Origin of the sequence: Pantoea sp. (assembly GCF_039594315.1) — a bacterium.
Lineage (GTDB): Bacteria > Pseudomonadota > Gammaproteobacteria > Enterobacterales > Enterobacteriaceae > Pantoea.
The window spans coordinates 20,343-43,102 of record NZ_JBCNNP010000035.1 but is presented as its reverse complement, the minus strand read 5'-3'; the positions used below and the strand labels follow the sequence as shown (position 1 = coordinate 43,102).

Here is a 22,760-nt window from a genome sequence, read left to right as displayed (position 1 = left end):
CACCTACAACGTTAACCCATTCAATCTGTTCCAGTGACTTACGGATACCGAACAGAACGATCGGATGGTCATCGGCAATAATTACGTTCAAGTTATTCATCTTATTGGTTACCTTGCTGCAGCAGTTTACTGACGTAAGCGTCAATTTCACTGGTGGTATTTTTAATGGTTAAATCGTCACATACTTTAATGTGTTGTTCTAACGCTTCACAAAGCAGTTTACCTGACCCCAGATTGAGCATGGCAAACACGCCTTTCAGGCGATGTGCTGTCTGAGCAAGCGAAGGGTAATCCTTTTCCGCCGCCTCAGTATACAGTCTCTTCACATCTGGCGGTACTGTCTCGGTAAACAGCTGGAAATAGCCTCCGCTCATTAGCGGCGTGGCTTCTTCATCTTCGTTGCTCTCTTCTAACAAATCATGGGAAAGTTGCTTTTCAATCAGGGCCAGCAGTGCATCAAGCAGCGCATTGCTGAGATTGAAATTGACCCGGAATTGCTGATCGTTCAACGCGTGGTGACCCATTTCGTCACCGGCCAGCAACAGCGCCCAGCCCGTAAGGCGAGCCGGATCATCTGTTACCAACACATCATGATCCTGACCGGTCAAACGTTCGTCTGAGGTCAGGCATTTCGCACCCCAATTTTCGAGGTGGCGACAAACAATTTTGTGCACATCTTCCACCGCGATATCCACTAATGCGGTGACGCCTTCCAGCAACTTCTCTTCCTGCTCGCCTTGCTGTTCTAACGCCAGCGGCAGTTGAATGTTGTAGCGCGTGCCAATATCGGGCTTGGCAATGATCTCTAACTGGCCGCCCATCTGCTTACACAACTGCTTGCACAGGAAGAACGCCATGCCGGAAGCCTGCCCGAAGCGATCCTGAGTGGTTTCGCCGAGATAAGGGAAATCGACATTCGCCAGCTCATCCACGCTTAAGCCTGAACCGGTATCGACCAGTTGCAGCAGCACTTGATTCGGCTTCTCTTCGCTGGTTTTGATCTCCAGCGTGATCTTGCCCCAGCGCGTGGTGGTGAGGGAATAGTGCATCAAGGTGGTCAGCACTTTGCGCAGTGCACGACGATCGCCAAAGCGCATTTCGTCGTTAGCTAAGTGATTGTTCACCACCAACGCCAAGCCTTTACGACGCATCAGCGGCAGGCTTTCCAATGCGATTTCATCCAGCATATCTTGCAAATTAAATACGCTGGCATCCGGCGACCAATCATGTGCTTCAAGGCGATTAAGTAGCACGATGTCATCCACCAAACGCGCCAAGCCCTGGCTCTCGTCCAGCAGGTCGAGCACGCTTTCGTCATCATCACGCTGACTCAGTTGCACCAACTGCGTCACCATACTTTGCAAAGGACGATTCAAGGCGTGGCCGAGGTTGTGCATTAGCTGCTGACGCATTTGGTGGTTGCGATCCAGCACTTGCTGCGCTTTTTGCAACTTCTTATTCACCAATAATTCGCGGTCCTGATCGCGCATCATAAACAGCTGCGTATGCGGCGATAACACGCTGCGCGCGTGGCGAATTTCGTACACTTCGTTATTGATCGTCGCCTGCAATACGCCCTGATGCTGATCGGACATATTGATGATTTTCTGTAAATTCAGGTGCGGCAACAGATGTTCAGCAATCTTGTTGCTCAGCAAAGTACGGTTGGTAGCGAAGTCGTACACCAGCAAACCGACCGGCAGGCTGGCGACAATCTCTTCATTCAGCATGCGCAGCGAATCGAGTTCGGCGCTCTGGTTCTCGTTAGGACGCAGCGATTGCTGACGCAGCAGCGTGATGCCGGCAATCGACAACAATAAAAGAACCAGATTGATCAGCAAAGGCCACATCAGGTTATGCAGCGTGTCCAGCGCCAGACTGGTCAGCGGCACGCGATAAACCAGTTGCAGTGAGGTGCTTGGCAGTGACGCGGCAATTTCCAGATTAGGATTCACCAGCGATACATGCGTGCTCTCGCTGCTGGCATCGTCGGTGTTGGTGGTGGTTGCGGAACTGGCGGTTTGGGTGACGTCCTGACGCAACTGGAAGTTTTCCAGCGGCATGTTGCGCGGAATCAAGTCATTAACCGGCAGATCAAATGCCACCACGGTGGCTAAATGGCCCGGCTGATTAAAGGTGGTGCGCAGCGTAAAGTAGTGATCGTTCTGCCAGGCAAAATGGCGCAGCGGCGAGAAACTTTCACGTTCATCCAGCGCATTGGCCTGCTGCAACATCTCGGCGCGGCGGCTATCAACCAGCGTGTTAATCGCACTCTCTTTAAAGCGTGTCGCCATGTCTTTCAGCGGCAGGGTAGAGATCATAATCAGGCTGTTGTCCTGGCCATTCAGGAAGTACATCGACCAGGTTGGATTTTCCGCGCCCCACAATGTATCGAGATAGTTCGACATGCGCATGGTCATATCCAGCGTGCTGCTGTCATGTGAACCAAAGATCAGTGCTTCGGTTTTGCGGCGGGTTTTTTCCAGATAATAGACATCCGGGCGCAGGCGAGTTTCCTGAAGATTGCTATTTGGCGTCGATCCCGCCGCGCTGGTGGCGAGGTTTTCATAAATCTGCCAGGTAGCGAAACGCGATGCGTCGATACGCTTTTGCATCGCGCGCGCCAAATCGGTCATCGCGTAGCGCTTCTCGGTGAGCCATGCGTTGACGCTGTTATGCACCATCGCGCCCAGCGCCAGAAATAGCACAAGGCTAAACACCACGAAAAAGCGCGTTACGTTGCCGGATGTCAGCGGAAATTTATAAGGCAGCATAGAGTCTCAGGATCATGGAATTAGCGCGCAACCCGTCGGGCGCTGGCAGCAACGACCAGCAGTAGCAGAGCGATCAGTAAAAATGCGCCACTCAGGCTGATCCATTGGGAAATTAATCCGATTAAAGCCGGACCTGAAAGAATACCTGCATAGCCCAATGTTGTCATGGCCGAAATCGCCAGATTTGAAGGCATATCGTGTTGATTCCCGGCAGCATTGAACAACATCGGCACTGTATTCGCGAGACCAAAACCGACCAGCAGGAACGCCAGTAACGCCACTTGCGGCCACGGCAGCAGAACCGCCAATGTCATGCCCGCTGCGGCGGCTAGCGCGCCGGTTAACATCACCGGATAACGGCCAAAACGCTGAATCACTTTATCGCCGGTTAAACGACCAATGGTCATCGCCACCGAGAACACCGCATAGCCTAAACCGGCATGGGCTGCACTCATTGATGGACTTTGCAGTAATAGCAGCGCGCCCCAATCAAGCACCGCGCCTTCAGCGAGAAACAGGATAAAACACAGCAGACCGAGAAAGGCCACCCAGCCACGTGGAATCACTAACCACGGCTGATCGGGTTGATGCAGGCGCTCGGTCATTAAGGTTGGCAAGCTCCACAGCAATAACAGCACAATCAATACCATCACCACAGCAACCGCCTGCAACGGCGTCAATCCGCTACCCAACAGCAAGCTGACCGAACCGGCACCAATAATCCCGCCAAGACTAAAGAAACCGTGGAAACCCGACATCATCGGTTTACGCGCGGCTTTTTCGACTTCAACTGCTTGTACGTTCATTGCCACGTCTAGCGTGCCGAGGCCAGCGCCGAAAATCATCAAGCTAGCTGCCATTAACCACATCACGTCAAGTGTTGCCAGTAACGGCAATACGGCCAGCACGATTAAGGTGGAGCACAACATCACATTACGGCCGCCAAAACGGGCGATCAAACCGCCGGTTACCGGCATTGCCGCCAGCGATCCAATACCGAGACACAGCAGCAGGCCGCCGAGCGACGCGCCGCTGAGCGCTAAACGTTGACTGGCAAACGGCACCAGCGGTGCCCATGCGGACATACCTAAACCGGCGATGAGGAATACGATGCGGGTCCCAAGGTTGACTCGGTGATGCAATTTATTGTGCTGTGCGGCGTCCAGTGCTGTCATAACTATTATTTTTCATTAGCTGTTGAAGCGTCGAAGTTTAGCATTAAAGCGGGCGTCACACCGCGCATCAGATAAGATCTGATTACCTCCGTGTAACACAGCAAACAGGCATATTACCGATCTTTTACCAGGCGCTAAATTTTTCCAGAACTTTCCTGGCATGTGCCAACCAAAACTGGAGTGACTTAACTAAAATTTCCTGCCGCGATTGTTGCAGTATACTGATGTGACATGCCGCGGCTGATGGGGCTTGCACGCCAATATATTGGCGCTGTCGCAAAGCGCAGATTTCCGGATTTTCGCCAGTAGGCAGCCACCCATCAAAACCGCTATGTTAGTCATCCCATCGGCTCCCGATGCGGAATAAAGCGAGATCGTCGTAATTTCTCCCGATTGGGAGTTCTTTTGCTGTGACTTAATTCAATCCTTGTTACCTGCAGGTAACCCGTTTTCATCAGGCGAAACGGGCCGTTATTTATCGGCCTGTATGGCGCATCAGTCCGCTTAAATCATTAATAAGCATAATGACTGCTGCAAGTGGACCCTGTAACGAGGTTACCTATGTCTTCACGTCAATCCGCACAACAATTAACGGCAATTCTGCAATCAGCCGTCAATCTTTATCCGGTGGAGGATGTTTCCGCCAGTCTGCAAACCCGCAGTGTTGATATCACGCCACCTGCCGCGTTGCGCCCCTATGAACCGATCGCTCAGGATGGTGTGATTGCCGCATGGGAAGCGGGCCGAAACATTCACCTTCGTGGCCGTGCGGAATCTGAACCGGGCGCTACCGTCACCTTGAGTTTTAATGGCGAAAGTTGGCACAGCACGGTGAATAAATGGGGTTACTGGAATGCTTCCATGCCGCCTTCGGTGCTGCATGGATTGGCTGACGGTGCCTATAGCTTGACGCTCACTATCACCGACAAAGCCGGCAATAGCACCGATACCCAAGTGGGATTCGGTGTGTATGTTGATAAAACCATTAAACCGACATTGACGCTGGAAGCGATCAGCGGCGACAACGCCATCAGCGTCGCCGAAGGCATTTACGGCATGGAGGTGCACGGCAGCGCGACGCATATGCCCGTTAACAGCCATGTCACCTTGTCGCTGGCCGGAAAAAAATACACCGCTGGCGTGGATGACAAAGGTACATGGATTGCCAATGTTCCGGCGCAGGATTTACAGGCGCTGCAGGATGGCGTCTACAGCCTGAAAGTCAGCGCCACCGATCCCAACGGCAAAACCACCACGCATCAACAAGATGTCACGTTAATTACCCACGTCAGCAGTTTGCCGCACATCAGTTTTGACAACGTAACTGCCGATAACGTCATCAATAAAGAAGAGAGCCAACAGGATCTCACCTTCAGTGGTGCTCTTTCCGTGGTGGTGCCCGGCCAGCAACTGTTGCTATGCAGCGGTGATGCGGTTTATCACGCGCAGATCGCCAGCGATGGTCATTGGCAGGTCACCATTCCGGCGGCAGAGGTGGCGAGCTTTATCTCGCTGGGCGAAGTGCGCGTGTATGCGCTGGATGGCGCAGGCAACAGCACCGACAGCTTGCTGGAGCTGAATGTGGTCACCAAATTGCCAGACATCTATTACGAAATTGATATTGGTGGTGATACAACGCTGAATCATCAGGAAGCGCAGCATGATCTCAGTTTCTATGTGGAGGGCGTGAAGCAGCTGACGATCAACGGCAAAACCTACACGCCGGTTAACGGCACGATAACCCTTGGCACTGAGGATTTGCAGGCGCTGCCGGATGGCGAAGTTTCAGCGCTGGTAGCGCGCTGGGACGAATACGGCAATCATGATACGCAACTGATTGAGAACTTATTCAACGTGGCAACCCATCAATTGCCGACCATCACCTTAAACAAACCCTTCGGCGATGGGATTCTCGATGCCCGCGAAGTGAACAGCTGGCACCTGATTGAAGGCAGCACCAGCCATCTGGAGCAGGGAAGCGTGGTGACGTTGACGCTTGGCGATCAGAGTTACAGCGCCAGCGTGAAGGCTGACGGCCATTGGGCGCTGACGATTCTCGCCGGTCAACTCGCGCCGCTCGATGATGGCAGCTATCAGATGAAAGTTACTGCGCAAGACAAAGCTGGCAATGTGGCCACAGCGACGCAGCCAGTCACCATCGATAGCCATGAACCCAGCGTGCAAGCGAGCAGCGAGTTAAACGTTACGCGTGGCGACAGCGATGCGCGCCACATGGAATCATTCAATGACGTTGCTGCCAGCCGCAGTGGTGAAAACGCACTCAGCACCAGCGATAACAGCTTCACGCTTGCCGATCATCTGCAACAGCTTCCCGCTGTGCACCCATTGGTTTAATCCGCCTACCAACCGCTAGCATTAATGCTAGCGGTTGCCTTGCATATCATTTCTACGGGAAAACAGGGATGACGACACAACCGTTTAACAGCGAAAACGGCATCGCGGCGCTGCTGCGCGTGGCGGCGCATTTTGGTAAACCCGCCGACGGCGATACGCTGCGCCAGCAAATGCGTTGGTTTCAACATCTGCCGCCGACACAGCAACTGCAACGTTTGGCCGGGCTGCTGGGGCTGCAATTGCTGCTGGTGGCGCATGACACACTGCGTTGGCGGCAGGAGATCGTGCCGGTGCTGCTGTTGATGAATGATGGCAGCATCGCGCTCATTGAAGAGGTGGATAACGCAGGCGGTACGCGATATTGGCGGAGTGAAAGTGGCGATGTGCTGCGCAGCGGCCAGCTAAATGATCTGCTGGCAGAGGCACATAGCGATGTCGGCGTCATCGGCGTGGCGGCGCGCACGCGAGATGCACGTATCGACGAATTTGTTCAACCCTACCAGCCGCATTGGTTCTGGCATCACTTTCGCGGCATGCAGCGCCGCATCGCCGAAATCAGCCTCGCGTCGCTGGTCGGCAACGTATTGGCGCTGGCAGGCATTCTGTTTTCCATGCAGGTTTACGATCGTGTGATTCCGGCTCAATCGCAGCCCACCTTGTGGGTGCTATTTAGCGGTGTGCTGCTGGCAGCAGCGATTGAATATCTGATTCGTCTGATGCGCACCCAAGTCGCCGACCTGATGGGCAAACGCATCGATCTGAAAATCTCCGCCATGTTGTTCGCGCGCGCGATGAACATACGCAATGAAGCACGCCCGCGTTCTACCGGCTCGTTTATCGCTCAGCTGCGTGAAATCGATCAAGTACGCGAGCTGTTGACTTCAACCACGCTTAACGCCGCGGCCGATCTGCCTTTTGTTGTGCTGTTTCTGCTGATCATGAGTTCGATTGGCGGCTGGCTGGTATTGATCCCTCTGTTGGCGATTCCGCTGATCGTGATTCCTGGTTTACTGGTGCAGATTCCGATGGCGCGGCTGGCGCAGGAAGGATTGCGTGAGAGTGCGCTGCGCCAGGCGGTATTGGTGGAAACCCTTGAAGGCGTGGAAGACATCAAAGCGCTGCAAGCGGAGCCCTATTTTCAGCGCCAATGGGAGCAAACGCACGAAGTCAGCGCGTCAATCAGCAATCAACAACGTCTGTGGGGCGCGCGGCTCACCGGCTGGTCGGCCAGCGTGCAGCAACTGACCTACGCAGGCATGTTGGTGTTTGGCGTCTATTTGGTGCTCGATAATCAGATCACCACCGGCACGCTGGTGGCGTGCAGCCTGCTTTCATCGCGCACTATCGCGCCGTTGATGCAGCTCACCATGGTATTTTCGCGCTGGCAGCATGCCAAATCGGCGATGAAAGGCCTGGATGCGTTGCTGAAAAAGCCGCTCGATCAGCCTGATCATGCCACGCTGGCGCACTGCCCGCAGCTCAACGGACATTATCAACTTCAAAACGTGCATTACCGCTATCAAGAAGAGAGCGCCAGCAGCGTGCTCAACATCGCGCAATGGCAAATTACACCGGGTGAACGAGTGGCGATTCTCGGCAAAGTCGGCGCAGGTAAATCAACGTTGCTGAAAATGCTGGCCGGTCAGGCACGTCCCAGTCACGGCAAAGTGTTGGTCGATGGCGTGGATATCACCTGCATCGATCCGGTCGATTTGCGACGCCAGGTGGGCTGGCTGTCGCAAGATTCGCGGCTGTTCTTCGGCACGCTGCGGCAAAATCTGCTGTTGGGCAATCCGCATGCCAGTGAACAACAGATGCTGCAAGCACTGCACATTAGCGGTGCGTTGGCGCTGGTGCAGGAGGACGCCGCCAGCCTTGATCGCATTATTCATGAAGGCGGCCGCGGTTTGTCGGGCGGCCAGCGACAAATGATATTGCTCAGCCGCTTGATTCTGCGTCAGCCGCAAGTGGTACTGCTTGATGAACCCACGGCGGCGATGGATGAACAACTGGAAGCGCAGGTGATTCGCCAACTGGCAAGCTGGATGACCGGACGCACTTTGGTGCTGGTCACCCATCGTCCTGCATTGCTGCGCATGGTGGATCGCATTGTGGTGATGGATAACGGTCGCATCGTGGCGGATGGCGCGCGCGATGAGATTCTGCGTCATGCCGCCAGCAAAAAAGGAGATGCCGCATGAGCGTGGTGATGCTGGATAAGGATTTGCGCCAACGTGAGCGCTGCACCTCTGGAATTATTTGGTTGTGCGTAATTGCGCTGTTGCTGTTCCTGCTGTGGGCGCATTTTGCCGTGCTGGATGAAGTGACCATCGGCATGGGCAAAGTTACGCCTTCCAGCCGCGCGCAGATGATCGAGAGTCTGGATGGCGGCATTGTTAAACAGATTGATGTGCAGGAAGGGCAGATTGTGCAACGTGGGCAAGTGCTGGCGACCCTCGATCCGACGCGGTTTCAATCTAACTTTGGTGAAGCCATTGCACGCGTGCGCACGTTGCGTGCTTCAGCGGAACGGCTTCAGGCCGAACTCAACGATCGGCCACTGATCTTCAGCGCTGATATCCTGCCATATCCCGAGCTGGTGGCGCGTGAAACCCAGCTGTATCAAGCACGGCGGCAAAACTTTATCAATATGGTCAGTCATTTGCAGCAGTCGCTGGATTTGGTGCAGGCCGAACTCAATTTAACGGAACCATTGATGTTGCGTGGTGCGGCGGGCAAGGTTGACGTGATCCGCTTGCGTCGCCAAGTCAGCGATTTACGCGGCAAAATCGATGAAGCGCGCAATGACTATTACGTGCGTGCGCATGAAGAGCAGGTTAAGAACAACGGCGAGCTGGACGCACAATTGCAGGTGGCAGCGGGCAAGCAGGATTTGCTATCGCGTACCACGCTGATCTCGCCGGTGCGCGGCATCGTGAAAGACATTCGCGTCAGTACGGTGGGCGGCGTGCTGGAACCCGGTGGCAAGCTGATGGAAATTGTGCCGCTGGAGGATCAGTTGCGTATTGAGACACGCATCAATCCACGCGATATTGGCTACATTCGTCCGGGTTTGCCAGCGCGCGTCAAAATCACCGCTTACGATGCTTCCATCTATGGGGAACTGAACGGCGAGGTCGAAACGGTATCACCAGATACGCTGCAAGATGAGTTTAAACACGACGAATTCTACTATCGCATCTATATTCGCACGCAAAAAGCGCAGCTGATTAATAGCGCGGGGCGCAAGTTCGCCATTATTCCCGGCATGGTGGCCAATGTTGAAATAAAAACTGGTCAGAAAACCGTCATGGATTATTTGCTTAAGCCACTGAATAAAGCTAAAGAATCTCTGCGCGAACGATAATAATACGAACCGGGCAATATTCCAGCGATCTTTGTTGCAGGTGGAAATTAACAATATTGAATTACGGCTAATGATTGAACAAAATGTGCGAAAAGCAGCAAATAATGCGCTACTCATTTTGGGTTAATTTAACCCATGCAATTAACTTTACGGAATATAGATTGGCTTAGCGGAATGATAGGCAAAAAAATGCCGGACAATCATGTCCGGCGGGAATTAGGGTAAAACAACTCATTCGGGGTGAATGAAGGTAATAATGAAATAAATGATGATAGCGGGAGTAATTGTATGCTCAGAGCGCCAACAGGTTTTGTCATTCAGTGCGAAAAAGAAATTAATGTAATTAGTTGTTTTTAAATGATTTATTTTTATGTTGTCAATAAGTGCGATATTTTTTATCGATCTGTGCTGGTTATTAGTTCCCCGAAATTTACATCCTGAAATAACTATTAAATACAATGAAACAGTTTTGGAAATTTAGTAGCATTTTCGTGATAGATTATTGCCCAACATAAAATAACAATGGCTTGCCGGCTGAATTTTTAATCGTTCAGTTTGCAGTGGCATAAATAAAGGCACATTAAAGAGGGTAATAAAATGAATCGTCGCGTTCTCTCCCTGATGATCCCTGCATTGCTGGTAGCAGGATCAGCAAGCGCAGCAGAAATTTATAACAAAGATGGCAACAAATTAGACCTTTACGGTAAAGTCGATGGTCTGCACTATTTCTCAGATAATTCTGGTTCAGACGGTGACCAGTCTTACCTGCGTTTCGGTTTCAAAGGTGAAACTCAGATCGCTGACCAACTGACCGGTTACGGCCAGTGGGAATATCAGGCCGCTCTTAACACTGCTGAAAGCCAAGGCACTGCCAACAGCTTTACCCGTGTTGGTTTTGCTGGTCTGAAATTTGGCGATGCTGGCTCATTCGATTACGGCCGTAACTACGGCGTGCTGTACGACATCGGCGCATGGACTGACGTCCTGCCTGAGTTCGGCGGCGATACTTACGGTGCGGACAACTTCATGTTCCAGCGTAGCAATGGTCTGGCGACCTACCGTAACACCAACTTCTTCGGGCTGGTCGATGGTTGGAACTTCGCGGTGCAGTATCAAGGTAAAAACGATAACCCAACCGAATCTTCTTCCGGTCGTGATGTACTGGGCGAGAACGGTGACGGTTATGGTCTGAGCACCACTTATGATCTGGGTTCTGGCTTCGGTATCGGTGCAGCAATGTTCCAGTCTGACCGTACCAACAACCAGAACGGCAACGCGCCGGGCATCCTCGGTCGCGGTGACAAAGCCGAAGCGTACACCGGTGGTCTGAAATATGACGCCAACAACGTGTACCTGGCTGCAATGTACACCCGTTCTTACAACGCCACGCGCTTCGGTGCTAGCGATGCAGCCGCTTATGGTTATGCGAACACCGCAGATAACTGGGAATTGGTGGCACAGTATCAGTTCGACTTTGGCCTGCGTCCGTCTCTGGCCTTCGTTTCTTCTCGCGGCTCCGATATCGAAGGTTACGGCAGCCAGAACCTGAAGAAATATGTTGATGTGGGCGCGACCTACTACTTCAACAAAAATATGTCTACCTATGTTGATTACCAAATCAACCTGCTGGATGACAACAACTTCACCGACGCAGCCGGTATCAACACCGATGACGTCGTAGCGCTGGGCTTGGTTTACCAGTTCTAATTGTGATGATGGAGCGTGGCTTGCCAGCCGCGCTCCCGTTTTATCCCAGGCCATAAAAACGCAAAAAGCGCGATAAATCGCGCTTGCTTAGACGTTGCGTGGTGAATTAACTGTTCATTTCACTGCACAGAACGCCATTTTTTTGCTTTTGGCGCGGGTTGCGTCATTGGCGCATTCGCATTGTTAAACAAAGCCCCCTCCATCGCCACACCTGCCAACGTAAACGCCGAGAAACTCAACCAGTGCTGCCATTTGTTGTTTTGGGTTTTACTCTTTTCCATTCTGCACCTCGCTGAAGTTCAACTCCCCCTCAACGATGCAGAATTCATGCCACAACAGCGCTCTCAGCGCCACGCGACCTGGCGTGTTTTTGCTACACTGCGCCAGCGCTGAAGCGGTGCAGGATGATGTTCTTCTGGTGCAAAAATTTAACGTCGACGTGCAGGGTACTGTTGTATCGGACGGTGGCGATAGTTCTGCCAGCATTTGATGCCGCCATAGATAAACAGCCCAGCGCTTACGACAAGAATGACATAATCCATCTTTTGCTCCTGTAGTTATAACTCGCTATGACGTTGCAGGAACGTTCTATGCTGTGTCAGTGCTTAACCAACTTCAAGCAGCTTTAGACGCTTTTACAAGCGAGTTATGCTTTGTCATCGGCTGAAGCACTAAGTTACATATGAGGAAGTGATGCGTTTTCAGAATATTCTGCTGATTGGCTTAATTGCTTTGGGTTTGAGCGGCTGCGACAAAAATGATGTTAAGCAAGTGCTGGTGCTGGAAGGTAAAACCATGGGCACCGTGTGGCGCGTAAGTCTGGCGGGCGTTGACCCGCAGCACAAAGCCGAATTGCAGCAGCTGATTCAGCAGCAATTAGATCGAGATGACGGCGAACTATCGACATGGAAAAATGATTCGGTATTGTCGCATTTCAATCAATATCAGGGCAGTGCGCCGCAGCCGGTCAGCGCTGACATGGCAGATATTGTCACTATGGCGCTGCGTATCGGTAAGAAAACAGATGGTGCGATGGATATCACCGTTGGTCCATTAGTCAATTTGTGGGGCTTCGGCCCAACCAAGCAGCCAGCGCACACGCCAACAGATGCTGAGATCGCCGCCGCCAAAGCCTTGACCGGTCTACAGCATCTACGTGTGATTCAGGGCGTTGATGGTCAATGGCTGCAAAAAGATTTACCCGGTTTATACGTTGATCTCTCGACCATGGGTGAAGGCTACGCCACCGACCATCTGGCACGCTTGATGGAGCAGCAAGGCATCACCAATTACCTGGTTTCAGTGGGCGGCGCGGTGCTCAGTCGTGGCCTGAATGCCAGCCAGCAACCGTGGCGCGTGGCGATCCAGAAACCTACCGATCGGGAAAATGCGGTTGAAGCGCGCGTTGATTTGCAAGGTCACGGCATCAGCACATCCGGTAGTTATCGCAACTATTATGAACTGGACGGCAAACGCATTTCGCACGTTATCGATCCGGCAACCGGCAGGCCAATCGAACACAAGTTGGTTTCCGCCACCGTGATTGCCACCACTGCATTGGAAGCCGACGGCTGGGATACCGGCTTGATGGTGCTCGGCAGCGAGCGGGCCCAAGCGCTGGCGCTGAAGGAGCATCTGGCGGTCTATTTGATCAGCAAACAGGGCGATGGCTTCACGCATTGGATGTCACCGCAATTCAAATCTTTCCTGATCGATCAGCAATCACAGTAAAGGAGGCGCAGATGTTGGATTTATTTAGCGACGAAGCACCGTGGCAGGAACCGCTGGCGGATGGCGCGGTGATCTTGCGACGTCGCGCGCGCGATCAGGGCGATGCGCTGCTGGCGGCGATTCACGAAATCTCTGGCTTGAATCCCTTTGCTCACCGCATCACGCCTGGCGGGCATCGCATGTCGGTGGCGATGACCAACTGCGGCGATTTTGGCTGGTCAACCGATTCGCGCGGTTATCAATACACTGAACAGGATGCGAGCAGCGGACATCACTGGCCGCCGATGCCTGCGCTGTTTCGCGAGCTGGCGCAGAGCTGCGCGCGTGAAGCGGGATTTGCCGGTTTCAATCCCGATGCTTGTTTGATTAACCGCTACGAACCCGGCGCCAAACTGACCTTGCATCAGGACAAAGATGAGAAAGATCTGCGCCAGCCGATTGTTTCGGTGTCATTGGGATTACCCGCGGTGTTTCAGTTTGGTGGTTTCGAACGCGGCGATGCAACACAACGTGTGTTACTGGAACACGGCGATATCGTGGTGTGGGGCGGACCTTCGCGCCTGCGGTATCACGGCATTCTGCCGCTTAAAGCGGGCACTCATCCGCAGGCTGGCGCATTTCGTTATAACCTGACTTTCCGCCGCGCATTTTAGCTGGCGGCGGATGAGAATTATTCTTGCTATCAACCGCGACGACATTAAACTGCAGGCTGCTTTCTTGACCGCTGGAATCTTTTGATGGCTTTGCTGCATGTCGTTTACCGCCAGTACCGCTGGCCTTTTATTGGTGTCATTCTTCTCACTTTGCTAAGCGCGGTGCTTGGCATCGGCCTGATTGCCTATATCAATAATGAGCTGATCGTCGCGGTCAACACCTCGATTTCCGTGCTGCCGAACTTCCTCGGCCAGTTATTCTTGTTGATGGCGGTAACGCTCGGTTCACAGCTAGCGCTGACCATGCTCGGCCATCACTTTGTCTGGCGTCTGCGCGGCGAGTTTATCAAGCGCATCCTCGACACCCGCGTCGAACGCATCGAACAAATCGGCAATGCGCAGTTGTTGGCCGGTCTCACCAGCGATGTGCGTGCCATCACCATCGCCTTCGTGCGTTTGCCCGAGCTGATTCAAGGCATCATTATCACCGTCGGGTCGGCGCTATATCTGGCCTGGCTGTCACCGAAAATGCTGCTGATCACCAGTTTGTGGCTGGTGGTAACCTTAGTCGGCGGCTGGCTGCTGGTGTCTCGCGTCTATCAGCACATGGCGAAACTACGTGAGGTTGAAGACGATCTCTATCGCGACTTCCAGACCATTATTGAAGGGCGCAAAGAGCTGCAATTGAACCGCGAGCGTGCGCAGCTGATCTACGACAGCGTGTACCAGGAAAATGCCAAAAGTTATCGCCATCACATTGTGCGCGCCGATACCTTCCACCTCAGCGCGGTAAACTGGTCGAATATCATGATGTTAGGTGCGATTGGTATCGTGTTCTTTATGGCGAATGGCCTTGGCTGGGCGAATACCGCGGTGGCGGCGACCTATTCACTGACGCTGCTGTTTCTGCGTACGCCGCTGCTGGCGGCGGTCGGCGCATTGCCCACCTTGCTGAGTGCGCAAGTGGCATTCCGCAAACTCAACACCTTTGAATTAGCGCCTTACAACCCGGAATTTAAAGCGTTGCCGAAAGTCAGCGACTGGCAAACGCTGGAGCTGCGTGATGTCTGTTTCCACTATGGCGAACACGGATTCCAGGTCGGACCGATCAATTTAACCCTGCGGCGCGGCGAATTGGTGTTCCTGATTGGCGGCAACGGCAGCGGTAAATCAACCTTAGCGATGTTGCTCACTGGTCTGTATCAACCGCAGTCTGGCAGCTTACTGCTGGATGGCAACGTGGTGGATTGGCACAATCTCGATGCCTATCGCAAACATTTCTCGGCAGTATTTACTGACGTTCATCTGTTTGATCGCTTGATTAGCGATCAAGGCAAACCGGCCAATCCGGCGCTGGTGCAGCAATGGCTGGAACGCCTGAAAATGCAGGATAAGCTCAAGCTGGAAGGCAACAAAGTGCTGAATCTGCAACTGTCGAAAGGGCAGAGCAAGCGCTTGGCGCTGTTGCTGGCGGCGGCGGAAGAGCGCGATATTTTGCTCCTTGATGAATGGGCCGCCGATCAGGACCCACATTTCCGCCGTATCTTCTATCGCGAACTGCTGCCGTGGTTACAGCAATCGGGTAAAACTGTGTTCGCTATCAGTCACGACGATCACTACTTTATTCACGCCGATCGTTTGTTGGAGATGCGCGAAGGCCAACTGAGTGAACTGACCGGCAACGAACGTGAAATGGCGACGCTGGATGCGGTGCAACGCACCGATACCGGCCATTGATGTTAGCTGGCAAAGCTTAGCAAAAAGCTTTATTGGGCAAGAGGTTGGATAGCCGCTAAAGTCGCTGTTAGCAGAAATCCTCGTTTCTGCGTCCCTGGAACACTATGTCGTCTATTATTGTCTCCGGCTCAGGTTAGTTTCTGGGCCGGTTTTTTATTGTCCAGGCAAAGGATGCGTTAGCAATGTCACCACGCGCGTCTCAGTCAGCCAAAACTGCGCCTGTAACCGCGTTTGCTGATCAAAACCTTTCCCAAAATCCTGCTTTAACCGCAATTGCGCGCGGCCTTGATTGAGATCCAAATCCACTATTTCCGCCTGAACAAAATCCATCGGCTGATGCAGTTGCGGCCACAGCGCTTTATACACACTCTCTTTCAAGGAAAACAGCAAGGTAGCCGCATGCGCGAAGGTCAATGGCTGATGGTGCAGACATTGCTTTTCGGCGGCGCTCATCAACAGTTCGGCGGTTTCTAGCGCGGTTTCCTCGCTCATCATCTGTTCGACATCCACGCCGACACACAGCGATTCGGTTGTCGCAACCAACACCACACAATCGCGTGAATGCGAAAGCGAACCCTGAATGCCAGCGGGCCACAAAGGTGAACGATCCGGCGCGTTACGCAGGACGAAATCAGGTAAACCGAGTTGCGCCATCCTTTGCTGCGCCAGCCAGCGGCTCGCCAAATGCTCGGCTTTGCGTTTGGTCACTGCGCTTTGCAGCGCGAGCGACAACGGCATTTGCCAATGTTGATGCAACTCAGCGTGCCACTGATTTTGGTCGAACTTACACCAGGCGATCGGCAACGAATCCAGCGTAATGCCAGCAGCACGGATGAAGGGAGAAGAGGGCAGAGCAAGTGGTGTTTGGCAGGGAAACATAAAAAATCACGGCTGACGGAAAACGTTGTTTTACCAGTCAGCCGGATGGAGAGCAAGCCAAAGGGGCTCACTCACTTTTAGCGGTTCGGGGGAATCGACATACCTTTAATCTGCACCACGAAGTGCTGATTGCCTTTGGTGATGCGAGCGCCCCGATCGCACCAGCGTGTGGCCAGACGGAAGAAGTCGTCACTGCCGATATCGTAAGCCAGTTCCACTTTGTTGATACCCGAGTGCAGCAGTTCTTCCGCGTCCTGCAGGTTTTTTGCTTTGATGACCATAACGGTTTCCATCGTAAAAGGAAAAAACGGAGAAGATAGAGTAAGAGAATTCTGTGACAATTTTGTTTCAGTTTGATGAATGGATGTCATTTTTATCTGAAAATGTGATCGTGGTGGGTTTGGATTGCTTTCTGTAACTTACTGATTTTAAGCCGGGAATGGGAGTGGGGTTAGCATTAATCTGATTATAACTATTGGCTGAGTATCGGAATGAGGCATTTGGCGGTGGGATGATAGGCAATAAAAAAGCAGCCATAAAGGCTGCTTCTTCGTAGGAGTTTGGTCGGCACGAGAGGATTTGAACCTCCGACCCCGGACACCCCATGACCTATAAAGGCATGGAATAGTTAGCATACTCAATAAGATAGGTCATGTTGCACATAGGTATTAATACACATGGCTACATTTAGACAGCTCCCATCGGGGAAATGGAATGCACAAGTTAGAGTGAAGGGACATCCAACTAAAACCGCTACGCGTTTGACTAGAGAAGAGGTTGAACAGTGGGCAAAAGAGCAAGAGTTAAATATAAAGAAAGAGGCCAATACAATTGAATCCCTCAAGGCTATCTATCTGGAAGAAGTGATGACCAGAAATGGCAAGCAAAGAGGGGGATATGAAGCAGCTAAATTCAAACTAAACACTGTTGGTAGAATTTTAAATGGTAAAGCGCTTGAGTCTTTAACAAGTGAAGATGCTGTTGCGTATAGACAAGCTCGCATTAAAGAGGTGAGTGGCTCAACTGTACGCTTAGAAATGCAATTGTTATCTCGCTTTTTAAGATGGGCTGGCAGTGAGAAAGGAGTTGAATGTAATGATGTGGTTAAGCCAGTAAAACTCCCCAACGCTGGTAAGCCTAGAAGTAAGATCGTTGAAGAGAACGAGTATAAAATGATTCTTGAGCGTGCCAGTGATAAGTCTAAAGCTATCATCATGCTTGCATGGGAGACAGCTATGCGCCGGAATGAGCTATTAGCAATCACACCCTCGATGGTGGATTTTAATAAACGCGTTATCCATCTTTCTGATGAACAAACAAAGAACGGAGAAGGGCGTGATGTGCCTCTTTCATCTAACGCGTTAACCTTATTGCGTGAATTATGTGATGGGCGTGATGCCAATAGCAGATTATTTACACTCTCTCCCTATGCTGTTACCCAGGCATTTAGAAGGGCTGCAAGGCTAAGTCATGTGTATGGGGTGTGTTTTCACTCTTTAAGGCATACAGCCATCACCAGATACGCTGAGAAGGGGCTAAATACAATACAGCTTCAATGCATCTCAGGGCATAAGAGCATTAGTATGTTAGCCAGATACAGCCACATTAAGGCAAGTAGCGTGGCTGATTTGATGGGGTAAATATTATTTGGGGGGAATAACCCCCCAGTTTTATTTAATTTCTAACTAATTTTAAATTCATCATCATATTTATCCCATCTGTTGTCAAACTCCAAGATTCACCAGATATTTCTATCAACTTTAGTGCTACAAACTGTAATGATATAGTTTGGAAATCATCATCTGAGATGTAAGTGTTCGACGAGTCACCACCGCAAATAGAATGTAGAAATTCATTCATTTTTCTTTTCATAGATGATTCATCCGCTGTTTTATATATTAGAGGTGATGTGTATGCGAATATATCTGCAAAGGATTTTTTTATTGTTCCTCTTCTTGGAGTACCTCTAGCCATAATGCTACCTGTATACTGTTTGTAATTGATTGTAAAAATCGTATCCAAGCTTGCAGTGTTTAAAGGGATAACAATGCTGGATGCATTCATGCTCTCATTTTCTTTTCTAAGTTTTTCATTTTCATTTTGTAAATTTATTAATTTACGAAGGTCTTCTTCGTTACTATTTTTATCAGCTCGAATCCAACCTATGGCAGGATAAGTTTTTATTGTCTTACTCATACTCAAAGCAACTAAGCCGGGAATGTCCTTAGCTGTTGACCATGTTTTGCGTAATCTGCCTGTAGATGCTTTCTCGATAAATTTAGTTAACTTTTCTCGGGTGATATCACTGCGCTCTGATTTGGCTAAAGGGAGAGTTTCAGGATCTTCATGCACAAGAACGACAACGCGTAAACCTTTAGATATAGCATAGTCAAATTCTTTTTCAGTATAACTAAGACCGTCATTGGCAACAGTGCCATATCTGCCACCTATGATGAGAAGATAGTAATCGCAGTCATCAATAACCTTTTTAATAAACTCCCATTGCTATTCATCTATGGCTGGAAATAATTCCATTCCAGCAGGTATGCAATCCATTTCCATTAATGTTTGAATAACACTACTTCTTTCATCTTTCAAGTCAGTAAACGTAGAACTAACAAATACCTGATATCTCTTGTCCATAGAAATCTCCAGAATGAGGCAAGCAAGGGTATGCTGGCATCATAGGATAAATCTCAGTGGAGAAAAAACTACTAGTTGTAGTAGGATGTGGAGAAATTAAATTAATTTTCATAAGCTGATTTAAACGCTCTCAGAAGCGTTTTGGTGAGTTATCTAAATCGCCAATGCATTCCCTTGACTTGTGTTTAAACTCTTCTCCTAGTGCTGTACACAGCGTTTTAAGGAGGGGGTACGCTGTGAGGAATGGGTTTCAATAATTAATGTAGAGCGGGAGTATGCAATGAAGGAATTGGCTAAAGTTATTTTGGCTAAGTGGTACGTTGCTGTCGTACTAGTCATGTGTTGTGTAGTCACAGCCCATTTACTTACGGTTAATCAGGCTGGTGAGGTAAGGTGCTCAGGTTTAGATTACATAATATTAGGTGATACTAACCCGGCCTGTAAGATACACCGGTTATTTACGACTGTCGACTAATGCTATCATTAATTGTGTGCGCACATTAACGCCTTTGCTCGTTCCTCGCTACAGGCACGCTCTAGTGCATCAATACACACTCAAATTTATTTTGTTATTCATCAGTTAGTTAGTGTTTCTTGTGGATTATTTCTGACACTTTTTCTTAAAAAATAGATATTACTAAGGGAGACATTATTTTTATGATGCTCCTATGAGGTAATTATGACACCAAAACTATGTAATAGGATTGTATATAAGTAGGGAAATAAAAAAGATAAAAGCTAACGCCCTCGCCGGGCAGGCTAACAGAACGCAGAAAGCTAGCTCAGCCGTAAGCGGCTTCACTCAGCTCCTACAAATTTGAACGAATATGAGGCTAGCTATCTAGCCGAGTAGAGTTCTCTGCGTAACGCCGTAGGCATTCTGTTGACTCTCCCGACATGTGCAGCTTCGCTGTGCATGTACATCTGCCACTATTAATTAAAAGTTATTCTACCGCAGCGAAGCTGCACGCTTATATGTATATATGTTTTTTAATCTAATAACTAATCTAATAGTGGGCCATTTTGGCACTACCCTAAGGCCATATTGGCACTAGGTATCTATTGAGGAATCTAAATATGCTGACATTAAAAATAGGAAAGGATCTTTACGATGCTCTTGTTAACAAAGCAAACGAAAAGCAAGTGAGCGTTAAACGATTAATTATTCTGGTGCTTACTGACTTTATCAGCAACAAATAACTATATATATCTATCTCATATCTCTGGAGACACATACATGACAGACACTTTTACTAAGCATTATTCAGACGTCCAGCGCATTACCTCTATGCAAGTTAAAGGTAAGCACGAAGCCTTCTCACCTGCTGATAAAGCCGTTTACTTCTACTTGCTATCATTACAGGAGAACGCAGGGAAAGTATTCCCCAATATTTCAACCCTATCACGTGAGCTTGGAATATCAGAGCGTACAGTTAAGCGATCTCTCAAATGGTTACAAGATGCGCTTTTGATTGCTGCTCAACGCAGGTACGATAACTCTAATTTATATTCTGTAACTCCCCCATATGAGGTTGTACGCTTAGCGGGTAACGCTGCCGATTCTGTTAATAGAATAAAGGTTATTGCGCGCACGTTCAGCGCCAAAACTATAGAGGCTGTCTTATATGTTCTCTGTAAGATGGGAGTTATACATGAAGATGCTTCGCCAGCCGTGAAGGCATTCACCAAAGCGAGGGAGGAGCCTCTGGATAGTGTTAAAACAAAAAGTGTAGACATTCCTTTGGATTACAACGTGGAGCCTGTTATAGAACATTCTGCGAAGTCTGGTGATATGTCTCAAGAAGAATGTGAAGTATGTGAATGGACAGGGGAAAGAACTCCTAAGAATAAAATAAAAGAGCAGCCAGAAGAAATTGACTGGTGATAGTGAAGTGTACTAATGAGGAACATCCCGCTATGGATGGCATTATTGTTAATGTCGTTCTCAATTAAATTAATCATTCTCGTTTGTCATCTAATGATGTAGGGCCATTCATAACAATAAAAATAAAGAGATAAATATGTACGAAGAACTCCGTAAAAATAAAACTGCCATCTTCGATGAGAAGGTGAAGCCAGTAATGGAAGAACTGATTGAATATGGATATGGCTATACAGCATTAGCTAACGCACTAAATAGTCGTGGGGTGTTTAGCCGTTGGGGCACGCCGTGGACAATTGACTCCGTAAAGAAAACCCTCAAACGTTTAGAACTGAAAACACTGTAAGCATTGCGCCAATAACTAAAAATATAAAGAGGCAATAACATGGTTAAGTATTCTAAAGCAGCCCGTGAGGCATTTAACGCTGAACGTGCACGTCATGCAGCATATTGGATGGAACTTGTTGAAGATAGTTTCCGCTCTCCTTTTAGCTGGGCTGAAAACATAAAGGGTAGCAAATATCGTCGTACTCCTAAGCCAGCTAACATCAATTCATAAGGAAATAATTATGACTAAGTTATTCGAAAATGAATCATCTGTATTATTCCCATCTCCTGCTAACGGCCCTGAGATCTCAGAACTACCAGCGGCTAATAACATTGAGCAAATGATTGAACAGTTAATGGCTCAAGGGTATAACGCTGAGGAATCAGGAGAGGCTGTATTACGTTACTTAGAGCAGCAAAAAGCAGCACAGCATAGCGCTACTGGTTCTGCCATGAAACTCCGCACAGATAAAGAGCGAGCTGAATACATGCGGCAACTACGCTCTCAGGTAGCTCCTAATGTATGGATTCCTCCACAGATGCAAGAAGAATACGCCTCTGAAAAGCGCGTAGCTGATGCACAGGAAGCGTTTAAACAACGCATGATTGAACGCTCTAAGTCTCAAGGGCCAATGCGCAGCACTCAAGCCGCTATTGAGTTCTTCCAGAACAAACGCTGATTAACATGAAGGGCATGAGATGAAGCCGGGCTACCAAGTTAATACACATTTCAAGGGAACAGTTAAGCACTCCCGCTATTCAGAAGAAGAGCAAACTAGCTGGAAGGGCTGGAACTCACATGAAGGGGCAATGACGTTTGCCTATAAAGGGCTTGTTATTGAAAAGCGTAATGCGCTCTATCGCGTAAGAGATGTGAAGCTTGAAGGATTTCCTGTTCAATCTGTTGCTGGTGTATTCAATGATTCACGCTATCTACGTAATACGATTGATGTTGGGTTAGCTCAATCCTCACATGAAAAGCTAGAGCGTCTCAGGGAGCGCAACAAGAACGTTAAGTGCGGAGATTGTGGAACACCTTTCCTGTTTCGTAGGGACGCTCTCATCCCACATTTAGATGGATTTGTAATTCCATGCCCGTTTTGCTTTCACGAAGAGTTTGAAGATCGTTTGGTGTGGGCATCAGATGAGAATTTCTATTAGAAAATCAGTAGTGGCTTTAACCCCTCTAGCTATTTCCCTATACCCATCCTCACACAGCCCCGATGCATACCCGCATATCACGCATTGAGTGGTTAGCTATGTGTTGCATATTGTATGCCCCCTCAGCGGGGCATCTTCTTTTACCTGCATATCTCCCCCTGAGTACACCAAATTTCTGCTAGAAAATTACGAGGTGCAATTCGTATGGTTGGAAGCCCCCGGTACACCCCCTTGTCACCCCTGAGCATTTCCCTCCCAGAACACAAACCAACATTCTTTTTGCCAATAGAAGAACATAAATTTATACCTTGCTCATCTGATAAGTGTCTTAGATAGACAGGGATATAGATAAATTAATCATAGAGTTAA

General features: G+C 49.7%; 20 protein-coding genes and 1 pseudogene. 14 read left to right on the top strand and 7 right to left on the bottom strand.

Annotated elements, in window-relative coordinates; genetic code table 11:
* The 3 genes and pseudogenes from ABDW13_RS17175 to ABDW13_RS17165 all read right to left on the bottom strand — a co-directional run.
* Positions 1–100 (bottom strand): annotated as a pseudogene (locus tag ABDW13_RS17175) (DNA-binding response regulator); the annotation flags it as partial.
* A 1-nt stretch (position 101) separates the two neighbouring features.
* Complete coding sequence (gene rcsD / locus ABDW13_RS17170; RefSeq protein WP_343553780.1) at positions 102–2,771, bottom strand: phosphotransferase RcsD; 2,670 nt, start codon at positions 2,769–2,771, stop codon at positions 102–104.
* A gap of 23 nt (positions 2,772–2,794) precedes the next feature.
* Positions 2,795–3,949, bottom strand: coding sequence for an MFS transporter (locus ABDW13_RS17165; protein ID WP_343553779.1), 1,155 nt, complete (start codon positions 3,947–3,949; stop codon positions 2,795–2,797).
* A 561-nt stretch (positions 3,950–4,510) separates the two neighbouring features.
* Between ABDW13_RS17165 and ABDW13_RS17160 the strand changes: the two genes are divergently transcribed.
* The 4 genes from ABDW13_RS17160 (at position 4,511) to ompC (ending at position 11,378) form a co-directional block, all read left to right on the top strand.
* Positions 4,511–6,304 carry an Ig-like domain-containing protein gene (locus tag ABDW13_RS17160; RefSeq protein ID WP_343553777.1) on the top strand — a complete coding sequence of 598 codons (1,794 nt, stop codon included), beginning with the start codon at positions 4,511–4,513 and terminating at the stop codon, positions 6,302–6,304.
* Between the two features lie 68 nt (positions 6,305–6,372).
* Complete coding sequence (locus tag ABDW13_RS17155; protein WP_343553775.1) at positions 6,373–8,505, top strand: type I secretion system permease/ATPase; 2,133 nt, start codon at positions 6,373–6,375, stop codon at positions 8,503–8,505.
* Positions 8,502–9,671: an HlyD family efflux transporter periplasmic adaptor subunit gene (locus ABDW13_RS17150; RefSeq protein ID WP_343553773.1), complete on the top strand. Its 1,170-nt coding sequence runs from the start codon at positions 8,502–8,504 to the stop codon at positions 9,669–9,671. Before ABDW13_RS17155 ends, ABDW13_RS17150 begins: the two co-directional genes overlap by 4 nt.
* Positions 9,672–10,268: 597 nt before the next feature.
* Complete coding sequence (ompC, locus tag ABDW13_RS17145) at positions 10,269–11,378, top strand: porin OmpC (RefSeq protein ID WP_343553771.1); 1,110 nt, start codon at positions 10,269–10,271, stop codon at positions 11,376–11,378.
* Between the two features lie 119 nt (positions 11,379–11,497).
* Here ompC and ABDW13_RS17140 read toward each other — a convergent pair whose 3' ends face one another.
* On the bottom strand, positions 11,498–11,659 hold the full coding sequence (locus ABDW13_RS17140) for a hypothetical protein (RefSeq protein WP_343553770.1): 162 nt from the start codon (positions 11,657–11,659) through the stop codon (positions 11,498–11,500).
* A 412-nt stretch (positions 11,660–12,071) separates the two neighbouring features.
* On the opposite strand from ABDW13_RS17140, the gene apbE reads away from it, so the two are divergent.
* From apbE to ABDW13_RS17125, 3 genes are all read left to right on the top strand, one after another.
* Complete coding sequence (gene apbE, locus ABDW13_RS17135) at positions 12,072–13,109, top strand: FAD:protein FMN transferase ApbE (protein ID WP_343553769.1); 1,038 nt, start codon at positions 12,072–12,074, stop codon at positions 13,107–13,109.
* 11 nt (positions 13,110–13,120) lie between these two features.
* Positions 13,121–13,762 carry a DNA oxidative demethylase AlkB gene (gene alkB / locus ABDW13_RS17130; RefSeq protein ID WP_343553767.1) on the top strand — a complete coding sequence of 214 codons (642 nt, stop codon included), beginning with the start codon at positions 13,121–13,123 and terminating at the stop codon, positions 13,760–13,762.
* Between the two features lie 84 nt (positions 13,763–13,846).
* Positions 13,847–15,499 carry a multidrug ABC transporter permease/ATP-binding protein gene (locus ABDW13_RS17125; protein WP_343553766.1) on the top strand — a complete coding sequence of 551 codons (1,653 nt, stop codon included), beginning with the start codon at positions 13,847–13,849 and terminating at the stop codon, positions 15,497–15,499.
* 153 nt (positions 15,500–15,652) lie between these two features.
* On the opposite strand, the gene ABDW13_RS17120 is transcribed toward ABDW13_RS17125, so the two are convergent.
* Positions 15,653–16,378 carry a 4'-phosphopantetheinyl transferase superfamily protein gene (locus tag ABDW13_RS17120; RefSeq protein WP_343553765.1) on the bottom strand — a complete coding sequence of 242 codons (726 nt, stop codon included), beginning with the start codon at positions 16,376–16,378 and terminating at the stop codon, positions 15,653–15,655.
* A gap of 77 nt (positions 16,379–16,455) precedes the next feature.
* A complete protein-coding gene (locus ABDW13_RS17115) occupies positions 16,456–16,659 on the bottom strand; it encodes a hypothetical protein (RefSeq protein WP_343553764.1) in 204 nt (67 codons plus the stop codon).
* Positions 16,660–17,055: 396 nt separating this feature from the next.
* Here ABDW13_RS17115 and ABDW13_RS17110 point away from each other — a divergent pair, with 396 nt between their 5' ends.
* The gene (locus ABDW13_RS17110; RefSeq protein WP_343553763.1) at positions 17,056–18,018 is read left to right on the top strand and encodes a site-specific integrase; all 963 of its coding nucleotides are present in this window, start codon (positions 17,056–17,058) and stop codon (positions 18,016–18,018) included.
* 34 nt (positions 18,019–18,052) lie between these two features.
* Here the strand turns inward: ABDW13_RS17110 and ABDW13_RS17105 are convergent, their stop codons facing one another.
* Positions 18,053–18,730, bottom strand: a complete 678-nt coding sequence (locus ABDW13_RS17105; RefSeq protein ID WP_343553761.1) for a hypothetical protein — start codon at positions 18,728–18,730, stop codon at positions 18,053–18,055.
* 1,368 nt (positions 18,731–20,098) lie between these two features.
* Here ABDW13_RS17105 and ABDW13_RS17100 point away from each other — a divergent pair.
* From ABDW13_RS17100 to ABDW13_RS17075, 6 genes are all read left to right on the top strand, one after another.
* On the top strand, positions 20,099–20,221 hold the full coding sequence (locus ABDW13_RS17100; protein WP_343553760.1) for a hypothetical protein: 123 nt from the start codon (positions 20,099–20,101) through the stop codon (positions 20,219–20,221).
* A gap of 37 nt (positions 20,222–20,258) precedes the next feature.
* Complete coding sequence (locus ABDW13_RS17095; RefSeq protein ID WP_343553759.1) at positions 20,259–20,906, top strand: helix-turn-helix domain-containing protein; 648 nt, start codon at positions 20,259–20,261, stop codon at positions 20,904–20,906.
* 136 nt (positions 20,907–21,042) lie between these two features.
* Positions 21,043–21,249, top strand: coding sequence for a hypothetical protein (locus ABDW13_RS17090; protein WP_343553757.1), 207 nt, complete (start codon positions 21,043–21,045; stop codon positions 21,247–21,249).
* A 39-nt stretch (positions 21,250–21,288) separates the two neighbouring features.
* Positions 21,289–21,462 carry a hypothetical protein gene (locus tag ABDW13_RS17085; protein ID WP_343553755.1) on the top strand — a complete coding sequence of 58 codons (174 nt, stop codon included), beginning with the start codon at positions 21,289–21,291 and terminating at the stop codon, positions 21,460–21,462.
* 10 nt (positions 21,463–21,472) lie between these two features.
* Complete coding sequence (locus tag ABDW13_RS17080) at positions 21,473–21,910, top strand: hypothetical protein (protein WP_343553754.1); 438 nt, start codon at positions 21,473–21,475, stop codon at positions 21,908–21,910.
* A gap of 19 nt (positions 21,911–21,929) precedes the next feature.
* Positions 21,930–22,391: a hypothetical protein gene (locus ABDW13_RS17075; protein WP_343553753.1), complete on the top strand. Its 462-nt coding sequence runs from the start codon at positions 21,930–21,932 to the stop codon at positions 22,389–22,391.
* The last annotated feature ends 369 nt before the right edge of the window (positions 22,392–22,760 follow it).

Coding starts and splice junctions, on each gene's coding strand:
- ABDW13_RS17165 (WP_343553779.1), bottom strand. CDS start 3,949: ATGACAGCACTGGACGCCGCACAGCACAATAAATTGCATCACCGAGTC.
- ABDW13_RS17160 (WP_343553777.1), top strand. CDS start 4,511: ATGTCTTCACGTCAATCCGCACAACAATTAACGGCAATTCTGCAATCA.
- ABDW13_RS17155 (WP_343553775.1), top strand. CDS start 6,373: ATGACGACACAACCGTTTAACAGCGAAAACGGCATCGCGGCGCTGCTG.
- ABDW13_RS17150 (WP_343553773.1), top strand. CDS start 8,502: ATGAGCGTGGTGATGCTGGATAAGGATTTGCGCCAACGTGAGCGCTGC.
- ompC (WP_343553771.1), top strand. CDS start 10,269: ATGAATCGTCGCGTTCTCTCCCTGATGATCCCTGCATTGCTGGTAGCA.
- ABDW13_RS17140 (WP_343553770.1), bottom strand. CDS start 11,659: ATGGAAAAGAGTAAAACCCAAAACAACAAATGGCAGCACTGGTTGAGT.
- apbE (WP_343553769.1), top strand. CDS start 12,072: ATGCGTTTTCAGAATATTCTGCTGATTGGCTTAATTGCTTTGGGTTTG.
- alkB (WP_343553767.1), top strand. CDS start 13,121: ATGTTGGATTTATTTAGCGACGAAGCACCGTGGCAGGAACCGCTGGCG.
- ABDW13_RS17125 (WP_343553766.1), top strand. CDS start 13,847: ATGGCTTTGCTGCATGTCGTTTACCGCCAGTACCGCTGGCCTTTTATT.
- ABDW13_RS17120 (WP_343553765.1), bottom strand. CDS start 16,378: ATGTTTCCCTGCCAAACACCACTTGCTCTGCCCTCTTCTCCCTTCATC.
- ABDW13_RS17115 (WP_343553764.1), bottom strand. CDS start 16,659: ATGGTCATCAAAGCAAAAAACCTGCAGGACGCGGAAGAACTGCTGCAC.
- ABDW13_RS17110 (WP_343553763.1), top strand. CDS start 17,056: ATGGCTACATTTAGACAGCTCCCATCGGGGAAATGGAATGCACAAGTT.
- ABDW13_RS17100 (WP_343553760.1), top strand. CDS start 20,099: ATGCTGACATTAAAAATAGGAAAGGATCTTTACGATGCTCTTGTTAAC.
- ABDW13_RS17095 (WP_343553759.1), top strand. CDS start 20,259: ATGACAGACACTTTTACTAAGCATTATTCAGACGTCCAGCGCATTACC.
- ABDW13_RS17090 (WP_343553757.1), top strand. CDS start 21,043: ATGTACGAAGAACTCCGTAAAAATAAAACTGCCATCTTCGATGAGAAG.
- ABDW13_RS17085 (WP_343553755.1), top strand. CDS start 21,289: ATGGTTAAGTATTCTAAAGCAGCCCGTGAGGCATTTAACGCTGAACGT.
- ABDW13_RS17080 (WP_343553754.1), top strand. CDS start 21,473: ATGACTAAGTTATTCGAAAATGAATCATCTGTATTATTCCCATCTCCT.
- ABDW13_RS17075 (WP_343553753.1), top strand. CDS start 21,930: ATGAAGCCGGGCTACCAAGTTAATACACATTTCAAGGGAACAGTTAAG.